This window comes from Agrobacterium sp. CMT1 (assembly GCF_037203725.1).
Taxonomy (GTDB): Bacteria; Pseudomonadota; Alphaproteobacteria; order Rhizobiales; family Rhizobiaceae; genus Agrobacterium; species Agrobacterium pusense.
On the sequence record NZ_JBBCAR010000008.1, the window covers coordinates 138,673 to 153,068 of the forward strand.

Below are 14,396 nucleotides of genomic sequence, written 5' to 3' on the forward strand. Positions count from 1 at the left end.
CATCAAAAGCGAACCCCAAGTTCGGCGGCAGCGGACTGATCTAGCAGCCCAGCGCCGAAAACTGCACCATAACGGAATGTCAACGTAGCCGATGGCGTGAGATCGTAGCTTAGCCCCAGATTAAGTGTTGCTGCGTCTCGCGAACCTCTCGTGCTCACGACCGAAAACGCCTCGCCGCCTTCGTAGAAAAGGCTGCTGTTCATGTCAGTGTCGCCATAATTGTGACGCCAGGCGAGATCGAACATTGCGCGGCCAAGCATGCCTTCCAGCGCGACATCCCTCGTGATGCGCGCGCCGAGCGTCGTGTAAAGCTGATCGTAGCGTGCCGATGCTGAGGATACTGCGGCGATCCCGCCTTTTTCGCCAAAATCTCCGGTGCGGCTGTTTACGTAGGCGATGTTGGCATAGGGCTCGACATGGGTCAGATCAAAATCGAAACGCCAGGCTGCTTCGGCAAAGACCTGCGACGTCGAGCCGCCATAGCTGGCGGAGAGGTTTTCGCTCAGTGTCGAGAAAGAGACCGAGCGGCGCGTATCCATATCCTGAAAAGCATGGATCGCCCCAAACCGCAGAGACGCAGGCCCGATCATCGTGCCCGCATAAGCAGCCACAAAATAACTGTCGACCTCTGCTGAAGCAGCAAATGTCTTCTGCTCGATCCTCTCGTGACTGTAACCGCCCGCCACACCAGCGCGCCAACTTTTCCCGAGCTCACCATCAAGTCCGAACAGAATGCCGCCGCCCTTGCTATCAACCGATGAGCCATTGCCATCGCCATCAACACGTCCACGCGATCCCAAACCGCTGGTCCAGAAGCTCGGCGATCCTTCTTCCTCGAACAAGAGGCCCCCGTCGTCCTTCACAAAAGCGACGGGCATGATTGGCCGCGCATCGATGCTGTCGAAAGCGCGGCGCAGCCGTTCTAGAATGACGTCCCGGGTTTGGCTGCTGCGATTGATCAAGGTCATGGCAACAGACGGGTGGATTTCTCCGGCAAGCTGCGAAAATGCCAGTTGCGTTTCACCGCCCTGAAGGAAAATGGCAGACTGATACAGGGCTGCATTTTCTCCGAGGGCCTCAACGGCGTTGGCCGCGGCTCGCGCATTGGCCGTGGTCGCTTGCGCGGCAAGAAATCCGGGGGCCGACGATGCCGGGCTGAACGACAGATAAGCGGTGCCAGTGTCGTCGCTCTTTGCGATGGTAGCGGTCAGATAGGCAAAGCTCTCGTCGATGCGGGAAAAAGCGCCGGTTATGCCACCCGTCGCAGTGAGTATCTGGTAGCGCGTATTCAGACCGAAAGCAGATCGGTTCGTCAGCGGCGTGACGACGAGGGTTACATCATTGGCGATTGTTACGGTACCGTTCACAGCAAGCCTGTCGGAATTCCCGGCGGTATCTATATCAACCGCATATTTGCCGCCCGCAGCGAATGTAGCGTCGCCTGTCGATGTCAACGTTCCAAGCGGATTACCCGGAGCCAGCGTCCCGCCCGGACCGATGGAAAGGCCGGCAACCGTACCCGTACCGCCGAGCGCCGCGCCGTCGACCACTGAAACCGCGCTCGCCAACGAGCCATTGACGCTCAGCTTTCCGCCTGAGACTGTCGTCGGACCCAGATAAGTGCTGACGGCCGAGAGTTCGAGGTTGCCTGCGCCAGTCTTTTCGAAACTGCCCGTGCCGTGAATCGCATTCGAAAGCCTGCCGGCGCCATCCACGACCAGCGCCGCGTCATTGGCGATCTCGCCGGAGCCAAAACTTCCAGCGATTCCCTTCAAGGTACCGCCAGATATCGTGGTGCCGCCGGAATAGCTGTTGTTTCCAGCAAGCGTCGTCACGCCATTTTCAGCAACAACGCTGCCCGCTCCCGAAATATCGGCTTTTACGAGGTACGCCGTCTGCGAGTGATTGAAAACGATCCGGCCAGCGCCGGCTCCAAAGCTGATCGCCTGAGCGTCAATGGTGCCGGCCGAACGGGCCGTTTGTCCGGAAGCTGCGCCGACATTCAGGACGCCAGCCGAACCAGCAGACGACGCAATGAGGATGGTAGGCGCCGCGAGCGCTGCGCCGCCGGTTACTTCAACGCTGCCGTTCCCCGCAGCGCCGATGACCAAGGTGTCGCCAACGGAGACGCGGGAGCCGATGCCGTTGACGAGGACGGCCCCATCAGACCCCGCCGAAGAACCCACGGAAAACAGATAGGCATTGAGCGACGCACCATTCGTCACAGTCAAACCGCCGGAACCGGATTGTCCGACCGTCATGCGGCCGGAAGCCCAAGCCCGCTATCGACGTAAGCCGTTACATTCGAGCTGGCACCCGTGATGGTCATCGTTCCCGATGAGCGCGAGAGATCTCCCAGGACCACCTCCCCTGCCCGGATATTTCCGCCGGCGCTGGCTGTAACCTCGGCCGAAGCCGTGTCCTGATAACCGGCGATCAAGGTACCGGTCATCGTCCAGCTGGAGCCACCGCCGGTAACAGTGACCGATGACGACGAACCGCCGAGCGCAGCGACGACACCGTTTCTACTCTCGACAGCCCCCCCTGCTTCAACCGACATCATGGCGTTGCCACCGCGACCGACGATGATGTCACCCTCGCTGCGCAACGTGCTGCCAACGCCGGAAATCCGGGCGGAGCCGGTACTGGCGGCACTGTTGCCGAGTACGACGGCTTGACTGCCGACGATGCCGCCACCCGTTACGGCCAACGATCCGGTGCCGGCATCGCCGATCGCAAGGCCGCCACTGCCGACAGTCCAGGCCGATCCCTCGCCATCGATAATGGCTGCCCCGGTCGCACCGGCAACAGTGCCGAGCCGGGCGGCGGTGCTATTAACCTTGCCACCGGCGGTCACATTCAAGGTTCCGTTACCGGAAGCCCCGCCGGGGTCGGCGACATCGCCACCGATCTGAAGATCGCCCGCGACCCAGGTGGACCCGTCGCCGGTCACCGTCGCAACGGAGGTGGAATGGCGTCCGATGATGGCGCTGTCGCTGGTCGCTGATGCCGCCGCCTCGACAGTCAGGCGAGCACTGCCCTCATTTCCAACGATCAATTGACCGGTTTCCAGTGAAGAGCCGAGCCGGGTAAGAGTGACTTCGCTTCCCGATGCGGAATAAAGATTGGCAATGACGGTTGTCGTTCCGCTGAGGAGTTTTCCGCCGCCCGTCACCGTGAGTGTGCTGACACCGGCATTGCCGATGACGGTGTCGGCTGCAACCGTCCAGCGGCTGCCGGCGCCCGATATAAGCGTGGCACCTTCGGTTCCAGTCCCCTCGCCCAGAATGGCCCTTTGGCTGTCTACCGTGCTTCCGGCAAGAATTTTAAGCTCGCCGTTTCCGCCGCCGGAGGGCGCGGACCCGCCGCCGTATCCCACAAAGATCGTGCCTGCCGTAACGAGACTGGACGAATTGTCGAGTGTCAGGAAACCGTTCCCTGTTGCCCCTTCGCCGATGTAGACGGTCCCGGTCGAGACCGCGCTGCCATGTAACAGGGAGAGGGTACCGATGCCGTTACCGCCGACCGATAAGAGACCCTGGTTTTGCAGGGTCGCGCCCGAGAACGTGACGGTACCACCGATTCCCGCGGCGACGCCAAGGCTGAGCGAATTTGATAACAGGCTCCCATTGATAACCAAAGTACCGGACGAAACTTGCCCGACCGTGACGGAATTGGCCGTGGAAGATGTGTTGGTCACGACAACCGGGCCATCGCTGTTGATCAACACGTCATCGCCGGCATCGGGCACGCGGGCTGACGGCGCCCAGTTCGTCGAGGCAGACCAACTGCCGCCCCCAGCGCCGGTCCAGTTCAAGTTTTCCGCACAAGCACTCTGACCAAGGCTAACGGAAAGAAGAATCGACAAAAACCAGCCTGTGCCGAACACCGAAAGGCGCCCGGCAGCTTTCCTGCATGCAATACTTTCCGGAGAGGTTTCCCCATCCAAAAAGAGGCAGAAACAACCGGACATTCAAACTTCCCTAATGAGCGCCGCACTATATCCATGATTCGGCGAATCATTTCTTCACCCAACCAAGTGCATTAAGCCATTTTAGAAAGTCAGCGCCAGCTATAACGTCACGAGGACAGGGGTTTACTTTGAACGCTGGATGAGTGCCGTGAAAAGCGGGCGGCTGCAGCTGATATCTTGCATTAAGCGCTTATGACATCGCAGGATTACTGCCGGGCGAACCGTCCGAAGGCTCCACCCGAAAAGCACAGCGGATCACCATCACGATGGGCAGCGCGCAACACCTCGCCGACGATGATAGTGTGATCGCCCGCATCATGCGCCGCCGCCTGCCTGCACTCAAAACGGGCCAGCGTTCCGGGGATGACCGGTACACCTTCATCGTTCAATTCCCATTCAAGATCATCAAAAGCACGGCCGTTGCGGGTGAAGCGGGCGCTCAGCACGTCCTGATCGGCGCTCAGCACATGGATAGCGAAATGGGTCGCGCCGCTGAAGGCCTGATAACGCGACGAGCTTTTCGCAGGTGACCACAGCACCAGCGGCGGATCGAGCGAGACGGATGCGAAGCTGTTGACCGTCATGCCGATCGGGCCTTCCGGGGTCGTGGCTGTTACCACCGTAACACCGGTGGTGAAAGCGCCGAGCGCGTTGCGAAAGCTGCGGCTGTTTTCGCCGCCGGGAACGAATACATGTTCATTGGGCATCTTGATCGCCTCTGCAACTGTCATCACGCCACCTCTTTTCCAATCGCAAGGGTGTAGAGTTCAAACCATGTCTGGCGGTCCATCGTTACGCGAAGCGCATCGGCAGCGGTTTTGATGCGTTCGAGATTGTTGGTCCCAAGCACGGGCACGATCTTTGCCGGATGGCGCAGCAGCCAGGCGATCGCGACGGCCGTCGCGTCGACGCCCTGTTCCTTGCGGACGCGCTGCAGGGCAGACATGGTGCCGCCATGCGCGCCGGAGAACAGCGAACCGCCACCGAGCGGCGACCAAGCCATGGGCGAAATGCGCTTTTTCTGCAGGTAGGCGAGATCGCCATTCGTGAAGGAATCGGTGGCAAGCAGGCTCATTTCGATCTGGTTCGTCACCAGCCGGTTGCTCATGGCCGATTGCAGCAACGAAAAATCCCACGGGCGGAAATTGGAGACGCCAACCGCCTTGACCTTGCCCGACGCCACCAAGGCATCAAGTGCCTTGCCGGTTTCTTCCGCGTCGATCAGCGGGTCGGGGCGGTGAATGAGCAGCAGATCGACGTGATCCGTTCCCATATCGCGCAGCGACGCTTCCACCGACGCGTTGATGTGGACCGCGGTCGTGTCGTAATGCTTGACGCGGGCGGCAGCATGACGGCCGGCCGGGGCGACGATGCCGCATTTGGTGACGATCTCGATTTTGTCGCGCAGTCCTGGCGCAGCTTTCAATCCGGCGCCAAGAATGGCTTCTGCCGTGTATCCGCCATAGATATCGGCCTGATCCATTGTAGTGATGCCCTGTGCGAGGCAGGCCTCGATCTTCGCCTGTACATGCGCCGGCGAGGTGTCTGCATCGTCACCAATGCGCCACATGCCGTAAACGATGCGGCTGAGTTCGAGTGTGTCAGAAAGAGCGATACGTTCCATCAGTGGCGTTCCCCGTTGCCGAGCGGCGTCGCTGGCGTTTCAGAAGGCACCCGGCCATAGGCATGCGGCAGGGAGCAGGTTTTCATCTGCGGCAACACCTTGGTGCCGAAATGTTCCGCCTCGTCGAGATGCGGATAACCGGACAGGATGAAGGCGCGGATACCCATCTTCTGGTAGTCCTCCAGCGCCGAAAGAACCTGATCCGTCGAGCCGACAAGTGCTGCACCGCAGCCGGAGCGCGCCCGGCCGATGCCGGTCCACAGATTGGGTTCGACATAACCGAACTTGTCAGCGAGTTCACGGGCCCGTGCCTGATGCGACACGCCGAGTGAACCGCTGTCGTGGGCGCGGTTGCGGATCAGCTGGCCGTATTCATCATCGAGCTTGGAGACCAGATGTTCGGCATATTCGCGGGCTTCCTTTTCAGTATCGCGCACCACCATATGGACGCGCAGACCATAATCCAGCGTGCGGCCATGGGCGGAAGCGCGCTCGTTGGCAGCGCGCATGCGGCCCGCCAGCTGGTCCTTCGTCTCCGGCCACATCAGATAGACGTCGCATTGTGCGCCACAGAGCTCAAGTGCATCTGGAGAATAACCGCCGAAATAAAGAAGCGGGCCGCCATTCTGCTGGTAGGGTCTCGCCGGCTCGGTCGATACGCCCTTGAACTGGTAGATTTCGCCGTCGTGGTCGATGGTGTCGCGGGTCCAGGCCTGCCGCAAAATCTCGACGACCTCGTGGCTGCGCTTGTAACGAAAGGCGCTGTCGGCGACTTCGCCCGGAAAGTCCGAGCTGATGACATTGAGGGTCAGGCGGCCTTTCAGCATGTGGTCGAGCGTGGCAACCGTACGCGCCAGCATGATCGGCTGCATTTCGCCACAGCGGATAGCGGCAAGGAAATTGATACGGTCGCTGATCGGCGCACAGCCGGCGACAAAGCTCAGCGTATCCTGCCCCACCTGATAGGACGACGGGCAGAGAATGTTGCGGAAGCCAAGTTCCTCAGCTTTTTTGACGATATCCGAGCAATGTTCGAAGCTGGAACGCAGGCTTCCATCCGGCACGCCGAGATAGGCGTAATCATCGGAACACAAAGCGGAAAACCAGGAGACCTCGGCAGCATCGAGATCAGCGGATGTAACGGGTACGACGGTCATGCAATTCCTCCTCAGGGCCGCTCTCGTTGTTCTTGCATAACATCAAGAAATATGTAAATCAATGATGTATCAATTTTTGTTTCGGGTGGAGGAAACGGCATATGAGACACACTGGTGGCAGTTTGCCCATGTATCTACAGATCGCCGAAATGCTGGTGCGCGAGGTGTCAGCAGGGCGGCTGATCGACGGCGAGAAGCTTGCGCCGGAGCGCGATATGGCTGCCGATCTCGGCATCGCCGTCGGTACGCTACGCAAGGCGCTCGCCGAATTGCAGGAGCGCGGCCTTCTGGAGCGCGTACAGGGTTCCGGCAACTACATCCGCGCGGTCAGCGATCCGCAAAGCGTCTACGCTTTCTTCCGGCTTGAACTGATCGAGGGGGGCGGCCTGCCGACAGCGGAGGTTCTGGATGTGACCCGGCTAGCGAAGCCCGCCGATCTGCCCGCTTTTGGCACCTCCTCCGAAGGACACAGGATTCGTCGTCTGCGGCGCATTGCCGGCAAACCGGCCGCCATCGAGGAAATCTGGCTTGATGGTTCCTATGTTGACACGATCACCATCGAAAACATGTCGGAATCTCTCTACCTCTATTACCGCACTCGCCTCAACCTCTGGATATCGAAGGCGGAGGATCGCGTCGATCTCGGTGAAGTGCCCGAATGGACGCCCGAAGGGTTCGGCCAGAAAGCAGGCGCATCCGTGCCCCGCGTCCTGCGTCTCAGCCAGGCGCAGGATGGTGCAGTGGCAGAAGTTTCCTGGACCTGGTTTGACCATTCCGTGGCGCGCTACGTTTCTCGCATACGTTGAGACTGCGCAAAATTCGCGTGATCTACAGGAGTGAAGGAATTTGACGGCAGGCAAGCCAACCACTGCCCGCCAGCGGGCGATTTTGCGGATATATTTCTTTTAATCAATGACTTAGTAGTTTTTGATTTCTGTCAGAAATAAAATTGATACACTATTGATTTCCTTTTAGTGAAAGGTAATATCACGACCACAGGGAGACAGGCGTTTCGCCACCCCACGTTATTGCCAGACAATCGGGCTCGATTTTCGAAGATGCAGTACGGGGAACTTGAAGGTTGATACCGGCTATTGTGTCCATTGAAATTTCGGGCGTGCCGGTCGTGAGGAGGAAAATATGGCTTCGGTCAGCCTGCGCAAGCTGGACAAGAGTTACGGTGCGCTTCGCATCGTCAAGGGCATCGACCTTGAAATCAACGATGGCGAATTCGTCGTATTTGTCGGCCCTTCCGGCTGCGGCAAATCAACGACGTTGCGCATGGTCGCAGGGCTGGAGAGCATTACTGGCGGCGAGGTGAAGATCGGCGACCGTGTCGTCAACCGGCTGCCGCCGCGCGAGCGCGACATCGCCATGGTGTTTCAGGACTATGCGCTCTATCCGCACAAGACGGTGCGCGAAAACATGGGCTTCAGCCTTAAGGTGCGCGGTGTCAGCGCTTCGCAGGCCAATGCCAGCATCGATGAGGCGGCAAAGATGCTCGGCATCGAGCACCTTCTCGACAGGCGGCCCGGACAGCTTTCCGGCGGCCAGCGTCAACGTGTGGCCATGGGGCGCGCCATCGTTCGCCGCCCGCAGGTCTTCTTGTTCGATGAGCCGCTCTCCAACCTCGACGCTAAACTCCGCGGACAGGTACGCACGGAAATCAAGCGCCTGCACCAGCAGCTGGGCACCACCATCATCTATGTTACCCATGACCAGGTGGAGGCGATGACGCTGGCGGACCGCATCGTCATCCTGCGCGGCGGCGATATAGAACAGGTCGGCACGCCGGATGAGGTTTATAACCGCCCTGAAAGCGTGTTCGTCGGCGGTTTCGTCGGTGCGCCCGCCATGAATTTCGCGCGAGCCAAGGTGAATGGCGACCGGCTGACATTCTCGGACGGGAATTTCCTGCCGATGGCATCCATTCGGCCATCCCGCGAAACGGGTCTCGAAGGGCGCGAAGTCATTGTCGGCATTCGCCCGGAACATTTCGGCCCCGTTGAGGGCTTCGACACGCAGCTTGCGGTCAAGGTGCAGGTGGTGGAGCCACTGGGCTCGGACACGCTCGTCCATTTCAGCCTCGGCGACGCGGCGCTGACCGCACGGATGCCGCCGCAGCTTCGGCCAACGCCGAACGAGGAACTGCGGATCGGGGTCGATCCGTCCAAGGTCCATCTTTTCGACGCAACAACGGAGCGCTCGATCCACTGATTGCCGGGCAAAATGCCACGGCCAAGGATTAATAACGGGAGGAACACATGACATCCAAAACTATCCTGGGCAAAGCCTTCATGGGCGCAGCGCTCTGCGCAACGGTGCTCGCTTTTTCAGGTCAGGCCTTTGCCGATGCCGAGCTGAAGATCTTCGTTTCCAGCCAGCATCAGCCGGATGTCTGGCGCAAGGCGCTCGATCAATATGAGGCGAAGACGCCGGGCGTGAAGGTGGTCATTGAGACCGGCGGCAACACCTCGGAAATGCAGGCGCAATATCTCAACACTGTGATGTCGGCCAAGGATTCGAGCCTCGACGTATTGATGCTCGACGTCATCCGTCCCGCGCAATTTGCAACAGCCGGCTGGACCAGCGATTTTGCCGGCAAGGACATGTCCGCCTATCTGCCGACCTATGCCGAAGCCAACACGGTGGACGGCAAGATCGTGGCGTTGCCAGCCTTCGCCGACTCCATGTTCCTCTATTACCGCAAAGACCTGCTGGATAAATACGGCATCAAGCCGCCGACCACCTGGGAGGAGCTGAAGGAAGCGTCCAAGAAGGTCATGGAAGGCGAAAAGAACCCGGAGCTTCAGGGCCTGTCCTTCCAGGGCAAGGCGATCGAAGGCGCGGTCTGCACCTTCCTCCTGCCCTACTGGAGCGAAGGCAAGTCGCTGGTTGAAAACGGCAAGCTGAACTTCGACAACAAGGCGGCGGTGGATTCGCTGAAGCTCTGGAAGAGTTTTGTTGACGAAGGCATTTCCAAGAAGAACATTTCGGAGGTGGCGACCGACGACACCCGCAAGGAGTTCCAGGCCGGCAAGGTTCTCTTTGCCGTCAACTGGTCCTATGCCTGGACCCATTTCCAGGGCAAGGAATCGCAGGTGAGCGACAAGGTCGGCGTCGCCCGCCTTCCCGCCGTCAAAGGCGGTGAGCAGACGACCTGCCTCGGCGGCTGGGAATTCGGCGTGTCCGCCTATTCCAAACAGCAGGATGAAGCCAAGAAGCTTGTCGAATATCTCTCCAGTCAGGATGTATCGAAGTTCATGGCCATCAATGCAGCGCTCCTGCCCACCTACGCCGCTCTCTACAAGGATGCCGACGTGACCAAGGCAATCCCGTGGTTCGCGGATGCCCTGCCGGTCGTCGAAACAGCAAAGGCCCGTCCGGTGACGCCGCGTTACAACGAGGTCAGCGAGACCATCCGCACCACGGTCAACGGTGTGCTCGCCGGTGTCATGACGCCGGAGGATGGCGCAAAGCAGATGGAAAGCCGTCTGCGGCGCGTTCTGCGATAAGCTTCGGGCCGGAAGGCGGCGTGTGCACCGCGCCCCTTCCGGCCGTTTCGACTGACAGGATGAAAGGCGCCTCAAGGGCGCGAAACGGGCCGGACATAAACCGGTCCGACCGGGAGACGATGACGTGAATCCAGTTGCGGGAGTGGCAAACGTGACAATGCCGGAAAGAACCATGGTTCGGGTGGACGAGAAACCGCAGCCGCGCTGGACGCGGTGGCTCGATCTCGGCGACCGGTCGCTGGCCGTGCTGCTGCTCGCGCCGGCGGCGATCCTGCTTTCGCTCATCATCGTTTATCCGGTGGCGCGGCTCGTCTATACGAGCGTCTTCAGCCTGTCGCTGACCTCGGGCCTGCCGGCGGAATTCATCGGCTTTGAAAATTACACGGCGATGTTCGACGATCCGATTTTCTGGGAAACGACCTGGAATACGGTGCTGATTACGCTGATCACCGTGCCCGGCGCACTGTTCATGGGCCTTGGCCTCGCATTGCTCGCCAACCTGCCTTTCTCCATGCAGTGGCCAATGCGGCTTTCCCTTCTTATCCCCTGGGCGCTGCCGCTCTCCTTTGCAGGTCTCATCTTCGCGTGGTTCTTCCATTATGAATATGGTGTGGTCAACGACGTGCTGAACCGGCTGGGCTTTGAAGGCATTATCTGGTTCAACTCACCGAACTGGGCCTTTGCCGCCATCTGCCTGACGATCATCTGGAAGACCTCCTCCTTCATGGCGCTCATGATCCTCGCCGGGTTGCAGACCATCCCGCGCTCGCTTTACGAGGCAGCGGATGTGGATGGCGCCGGCAAGATCAGGCAGTTCTTCGAAATCACCCTGCCACTTCTGAAGCCATCGATTATCGTCGCCCTCATCTTCCGCACGATCACGGCGCTACAGACCTTTGATATTCCTTACATGATGACCGGCGGCGGCCCCGGCACATCCACCACGACGCTTGCCATGTATATCCACCAGAACACCGTCTCCTTCCTCGATCTCGGTTACGGTTCGGCCTTGGCGGTCATGATGTTTGCGCTTTCCATGTGCGTCACCGCCGTTTACCTCCGTATCATCAGGACGAAGGACTGATCCCATGAGTACCGTCGCCACCTCTTCCGGTCTGTCCTCCTTCTTCTCTGGCAAGCCGCTGCGCTTCATCGCGGCCTCCATTCTTCTGATAAACGGCCTTTTCCCGGCTATCTGGATCCTCTTCACCTCGCTGAAAACCGAGGCGGAGCTGACTGTCAAGCCGATCACCTGGTTTCCGCACGCGCCGACACTCGCCAACTACATGCAGGCCTTTTCGGATCAGCCGCTGCACCTCTTCCTGTTCAACAGCTTCATGGTGGCGCTGCTTTCCACGGCACTGACCATCCTGATTTCGGTGTTGGCGGCTTACGCACTGGCGCGGCTGAACCTTAAATACCGGGCGCTTATCCTGTCGCTCATCATCGCCGTTTCCACCTTTCCGCTGGTGACGCTGCTTGTGCCGCTGTTCGAAATCATGCGGGCGCTCAATCTGCTCAACAGCTGGACGGCGCTGATCCTGCCCTACACGGTGCTTTCACTGCCGGTGTGCACGCTGATGCTGGTTTCCTTCTTCGAAAGTATTCCGCGCGATCTCGAAAACGCCGCCATGATCGATGGCTGCACCCGCATCGGCGCGCTGTTCAAGGTCGTCGTGCCGCTTTGCGCGCCGGGCGTCTTCACCGCAGGCATCCTTGCCTTCGTGAATGCCTGGGACGAGTTCCTGCTGGCGCTCTCCTTCAATTCCAACCCTGCGCTGCGCACACTGCCCGTTGGCATCCAGCTTTATCAGGGAGAGTTCGCTTTCCCCTGGCCGGTCATTTCGGCAGCTTTGGTGGTCGGCATCGTGCCGGTCGCGATCCTCATCGTCATCTTCCAGGAACGGGTTGTCTCTGGCCTCACCGCCGGCGGTCTCAAGGGCTAAAAGGTTAAGTCATGCGTTTCGAAAAGACCCACGATGGATTTACGCTTGCGATCGGCAACCGCACCATCCTTTCCCATTCGCCCGACGAGCCGGCCATCTTTGCCGGTTTCGGCAAGGAACGGATGGATATGTATCGCGGCAATTTCGATATCGAAGACTACGTCGTCGAACGAACCGCCCTGCGCCACGCCGAGATGAGCGGCGATAGCGTCACGCTTTCCTCCGCACCGGGACAGACCCCTCGCCTTCGCCTGACACTCGAAAGCAATGCCATCCTGCTGACGGCGCTGGACAAGACCTTCAACCGTCTCTGGCTGCGCGTCTTTGCGGAAACGGATGAGCATGTCTGGGGCGGCGGCGAGCAGATGTCCTATTTCGACATGCGCGGACGGCGCTTTCCGCTCTGGACCTCCGAGCCCGGCGTTGGCCGCGACAAGACCACCGAAATCACTTTCAAGTCTGACGTCAACGGCAAGGCAGGCGGTGATTATTACAACACCAACTATCCGCAACCGACCTATCTCTCGTCGCGTAGATACGCGCTGCATGTGGAAACGAGCGCCTATTCGGTCTTCGATTTCCGCAATGGCGATTTCCACGAGATCGAAATCTGGGCCATCCCTGAAAAGATCGAATTTTTCGCCGGCGACAGTTTCACCGATATCGTCTCCGCGCTGTCCCTACGGTTTGGACGGCAGCCGCAATTGCCGGAATGGATCTATAATGGCGCGATCATTGGATTAAAGGATGGCGTCAATTCGTTTGCGCGGCTGGAGAAAATCCGCGCGGCGGGAACGCTCGTGTCAGGCCTGTGGTGTGAGGACTGGGTGGGGCTTCGCCAGACATCCTTTGGCGCACGCCTGTTCTGGGACTGGCAGGCGAACGAAACCCGTTATCCGCATCTGCGCCAGAAGATCGCCGAGCTTGCCGATCAAGGCATCCGCTTTCTGGGTTACGTGAACCCCTATCTCTGCGTTGACGGCCCGCTTTTCCCCGTGGCCGAACAGGCCGGTTATTTCGCAACGGATGCGGAAGGAAAAACGGCCCTGGTGGATTTCGGCGAGTTCGATTGCGGCGTCGTCGATTTCACCAATCCGGCTGCCGCCGACTGGTTTGCCGAAGAAATCATCGGCAAGAACATGCTGGATTTCGGCCTTTCCGGGTGGATGGCTGATTTCGGCGAATATCTGCCGATCGATATCCAGCTTTCGAACGGCGTCGACGCTAAGCTGATGCACAATGCATGGCCCACCCTGTGGGCCGAGGTTAACGCGAAGGGCGTCAAAAGTCGTGGCAAAACTGGCGAAGCACTGTTCTTCATGCGGGCCGGTTTCACCGGCGTGCAGGCCCATTGTCCGCTGATCTGGGGCGGTGACCAGTCTGTCGACTTCTCCCGTCATGATGGACTTGTCACTGTCATTTGCGGTGCGCTCTCCTCCGGCCTCATGGGCAATGCCTATCACCATTCCGACATCGGCGGTTACACCAGCCTGTTCGGCAATGTCCGCACCGCGGAACTTATCATGCGCTGGACGGAGATGGCCGCCTTCACGCCGGTCATGCGCACCCATGAGGGCAACCGCCCGCGTGACAATCTGCAGATCGATCAGGATGAAACGGTTCTCGCCCATTTCGCCCGCATGACGACAGTCTATGTCGCGCTTGCCCCCTATCTGAAATCGCTCTCCGCCGAAGCGGCCAGAACGGGGCTTCCGGTGCAACGCCCGCTTTTCCTGCATTACGAGAATGACCGGCAGACTTACGCCATTCAGGACAGCTATCTCTATGGCCCCGACATGCTGGTGGCCCCTGTCTGGAAAGCGGGAGAAGCGCAACGCACCCTCTATCTTCCGGGCGATGGCCAGTGGGTACATCTGTGGAGCGGCGTGCATCATCGCGGTGGAAACGAGGTTACCGTGGAAGCACCACTCGGCCGGCCCGCGATTTTCTACCGCGCCGATAGTGCCAACGTCACCCTGTTTGAACAGCTCCGCACCATCTGAGCCGTTGACAGCCAGCTAAAAAAACGACAGTTTCCGACCCATTCCGAGGGGAGCACCAGACGGTGCTGAGATGGCGTTGAGCCGGACCCTTGAACCTGATCCGGATCATGCCGGCGTAGGAACGGAAACTGTCGCGCCTTCGAGGCGCTGCCCTTTCTCTTCTCCGCTTTGTCTTGAT

The 14,396-nt window shown here is 59.6% G+C and carries 11 protein-coding genes and 1 riboswitch; of the genes, 6 read left to right on the forward strand and 5 right to left on the reverse strand.

Going from position 1 to position 14,396, the window contains the following annotated elements:
- Positions 1 to 2: 2 nt before the first annotated feature.
- The 5 genes from WA845_RS13830 to WA845_RS13850 form a co-directional block, all read right to left on the reverse strand.
- Complete coding sequence (locus WA845_RS13830; protein WP_337322421.1) at positions 3 to 2,261, reverse strand: autotransporter outer membrane beta-barrel domain-containing protein; 2,259 nt, start codon at positions 2,259 to 2,261, stop codon at positions 3 to 5.
- Positions 2,258 to 3,817 carry a beta strand repeat-containing protein gene (locus tag WA845_RS13835; RefSeq protein ID WP_337322422.1) on the reverse strand — a complete coding sequence of 520 codons (1,560 nt, stop codon included), beginning with the start codon at positions 3,815 to 3,817 and terminating at the stop codon, positions 2,258 to 2,260. The genes WA845_RS13830 and WA845_RS13835 overlap by 4 nt, the downstream gene beginning before the upstream one ends.
- A gap of 362 nt (positions 3,818 to 4,179) precedes the next feature.
- The gene (locus tag WA845_RS13840; RefSeq protein ID WP_006698538.1) at positions 4,180 to 4,704 is read right to left on the reverse strand and encodes a flavin reductase family protein; all 525 of its coding nucleotides are present in this window, start codon (positions 4,702 to 4,704) and stop codon (positions 4,180 to 4,182) included.
- On the reverse strand, positions 4,704 to 5,597 hold the full coding sequence (locus WA845_RS13845) for an aldo/keto reductase (RefSeq protein WP_337322423.1): 894 nt from the start codon (positions 5,595 to 5,597) through the stop codon (positions 4,704 to 4,706). Before WA845_RS13845 ends, WA845_RS13840 begins: the two co-directional genes overlap by 1 nt.
- Entirely contained in the window at positions 5,597 to 6,754 is a 1,158-nt protein-coding gene (locus WA845_RS13850; RefSeq protein WP_174151584.1) for an LLM class flavin-dependent oxidoreductase, read from the reverse strand. The genes WA845_RS13845 and WA845_RS13850 overlap by 1 nt, the downstream gene beginning before the upstream one ends.
- 101 nt (positions 6,755 to 6,855) lie before the next feature.
- Between WA845_RS13850 and WA845_RS13855 the strand changes: the two genes are divergently transcribed.
- The 6 genes from WA845_RS13855 (at position 6,856) to WA845_RS13880 (ending at position 14,218) form a co-directional block, all read left to right on the forward strand.
- Positions 6,856 to 7,560, forward strand: coding sequence for a GntR family transcriptional regulator (locus tag WA845_RS13855; protein ID WP_137069892.1), 705 nt, complete (start codon positions 6,856 to 6,858; stop codon positions 7,558 to 7,560).
- A gap of 334 nt (positions 7,561 to 7,894) precedes the next feature.
- On the forward strand, positions 7,895 to 8,971 hold the full coding sequence (locus tag WA845_RS13860) for an ABC transporter ATP-binding protein (protein ID WP_282454913.1): 1,077 nt from the start codon (positions 7,895 to 7,897) through the stop codon (positions 8,969 to 8,971).
- Between the two features lie 47 nt (positions 8,972 to 9,018).
- Positions 9,019 to 10,269 carry an ABC transporter substrate-binding protein gene (locus WA845_RS13865; RefSeq protein WP_174151586.1) on the forward strand — a complete coding sequence of 417 codons (1,251 nt, stop codon included), beginning with the start codon at positions 9,019 to 9,021 and terminating at the stop codon, positions 10,267 to 10,269.
- A 172-nt stretch (positions 10,270 to 10,441) separates the two neighbouring features.
- Positions 10,442 to 11,353 (forward strand): carbohydrate ABC transporter permease, encoded by a 912-nt coding sequence (locus WA845_RS13870; protein WP_174151634.1) that lies wholly within the window; start codon positions 10,442 to 10,444, stop codon positions 11,351 to 11,353.
- A 4-nt stretch (positions 11,354 to 11,357) separates the two neighbouring features.
- Positions 11,358 to 12,215, forward strand: a complete 858-nt coding sequence (locus WA845_RS13875) for a carbohydrate ABC transporter permease (protein ID WP_004438712.1) — start codon at positions 11,358 to 11,360, stop codon at positions 12,213 to 12,215.
- Between the two features lie 11 nt (positions 12,216 to 12,226).
- Positions 12,227 to 14,218, forward strand: coding sequence for an alpha-glucosidase (locus WA845_RS13880; protein ID WP_174151587.1), 1,992 nt, complete (start codon positions 12,227 to 12,229; stop codon positions 14,216 to 14,218).
- A 36-nt stretch (positions 14,219 to 14,254) separates the two neighbouring features.
- Positions 14,255 to 14,357: riboswitch (TPP riboswitch) on the forward strand.
- The last annotated feature ends 39 nt before the right edge of the window (positions 14,358 to 14,396 follow it).

Coding starts and splice junctions, on each gene's coding strand:
- WA845_RS13830 (WP_337322421.1), bottom strand. CDS start 2,261: ATGACGGTCGGACAATCCGGTTCCGGCGGTTTGACTGTGACGAATGGT.
- WA845_RS13840 (WP_006698538.1), bottom strand. CDS start 4,704: ATGACAGTTGCAGAGGCGATCAAGATGCCCAATGAACATGTATTCGTT.
- WA845_RS13845 (WP_337322423.1), bottom strand. CDS start 5,597: ATGGAACGTATCGCTCTTTCTGACACACTCGAACTCAGCCGCATCGTT.
- WA845_RS13850 (WP_174151584.1), bottom strand. CDS start 6,754: ATGACCGTCGTACCCGTTACATCCGCTGATCTCGATGCTGCCGAGGTC.
- WA845_RS13855 (WP_137069892.1), top strand. CDS start 6,856: ATGAGACACACTGGTGGCAGTTTGCCCATGTATCTACAGATCGCCGAA.
- WA845_RS13860 (WP_282454913.1), top strand. CDS start 7,895: ATGGCTTCGGTCAGCCTGCGCAAGCTGGACAAGAGTTACGGTGCGCTT.
- WA845_RS13865 (WP_174151586.1), top strand. CDS start 9,019: ATGACATCCAAAACTATCCTGGGCAAAGCCTTCATGGGCGCAGCGCTC.
- WA845_RS13870 (WP_174151634.1), top strand. CDS start 10,442: ATGGTTCGGGTGGACGAGAAACCGCAGCCGCGCTGGACGCGGTGGCTC.
- WA845_RS13875 (WP_004438712.1), top strand. CDS start 11,358: ATGAGTACCGTCGCCACCTCTTCCGGTCTGTCCTCCTTCTTCTCTGGC.
- WA845_RS13880 (WP_174151587.1), top strand. CDS start 12,227: ATGCGTTTCGAAAAGACCCACGATGGATTTACGCTTGCGATCGGCAAC.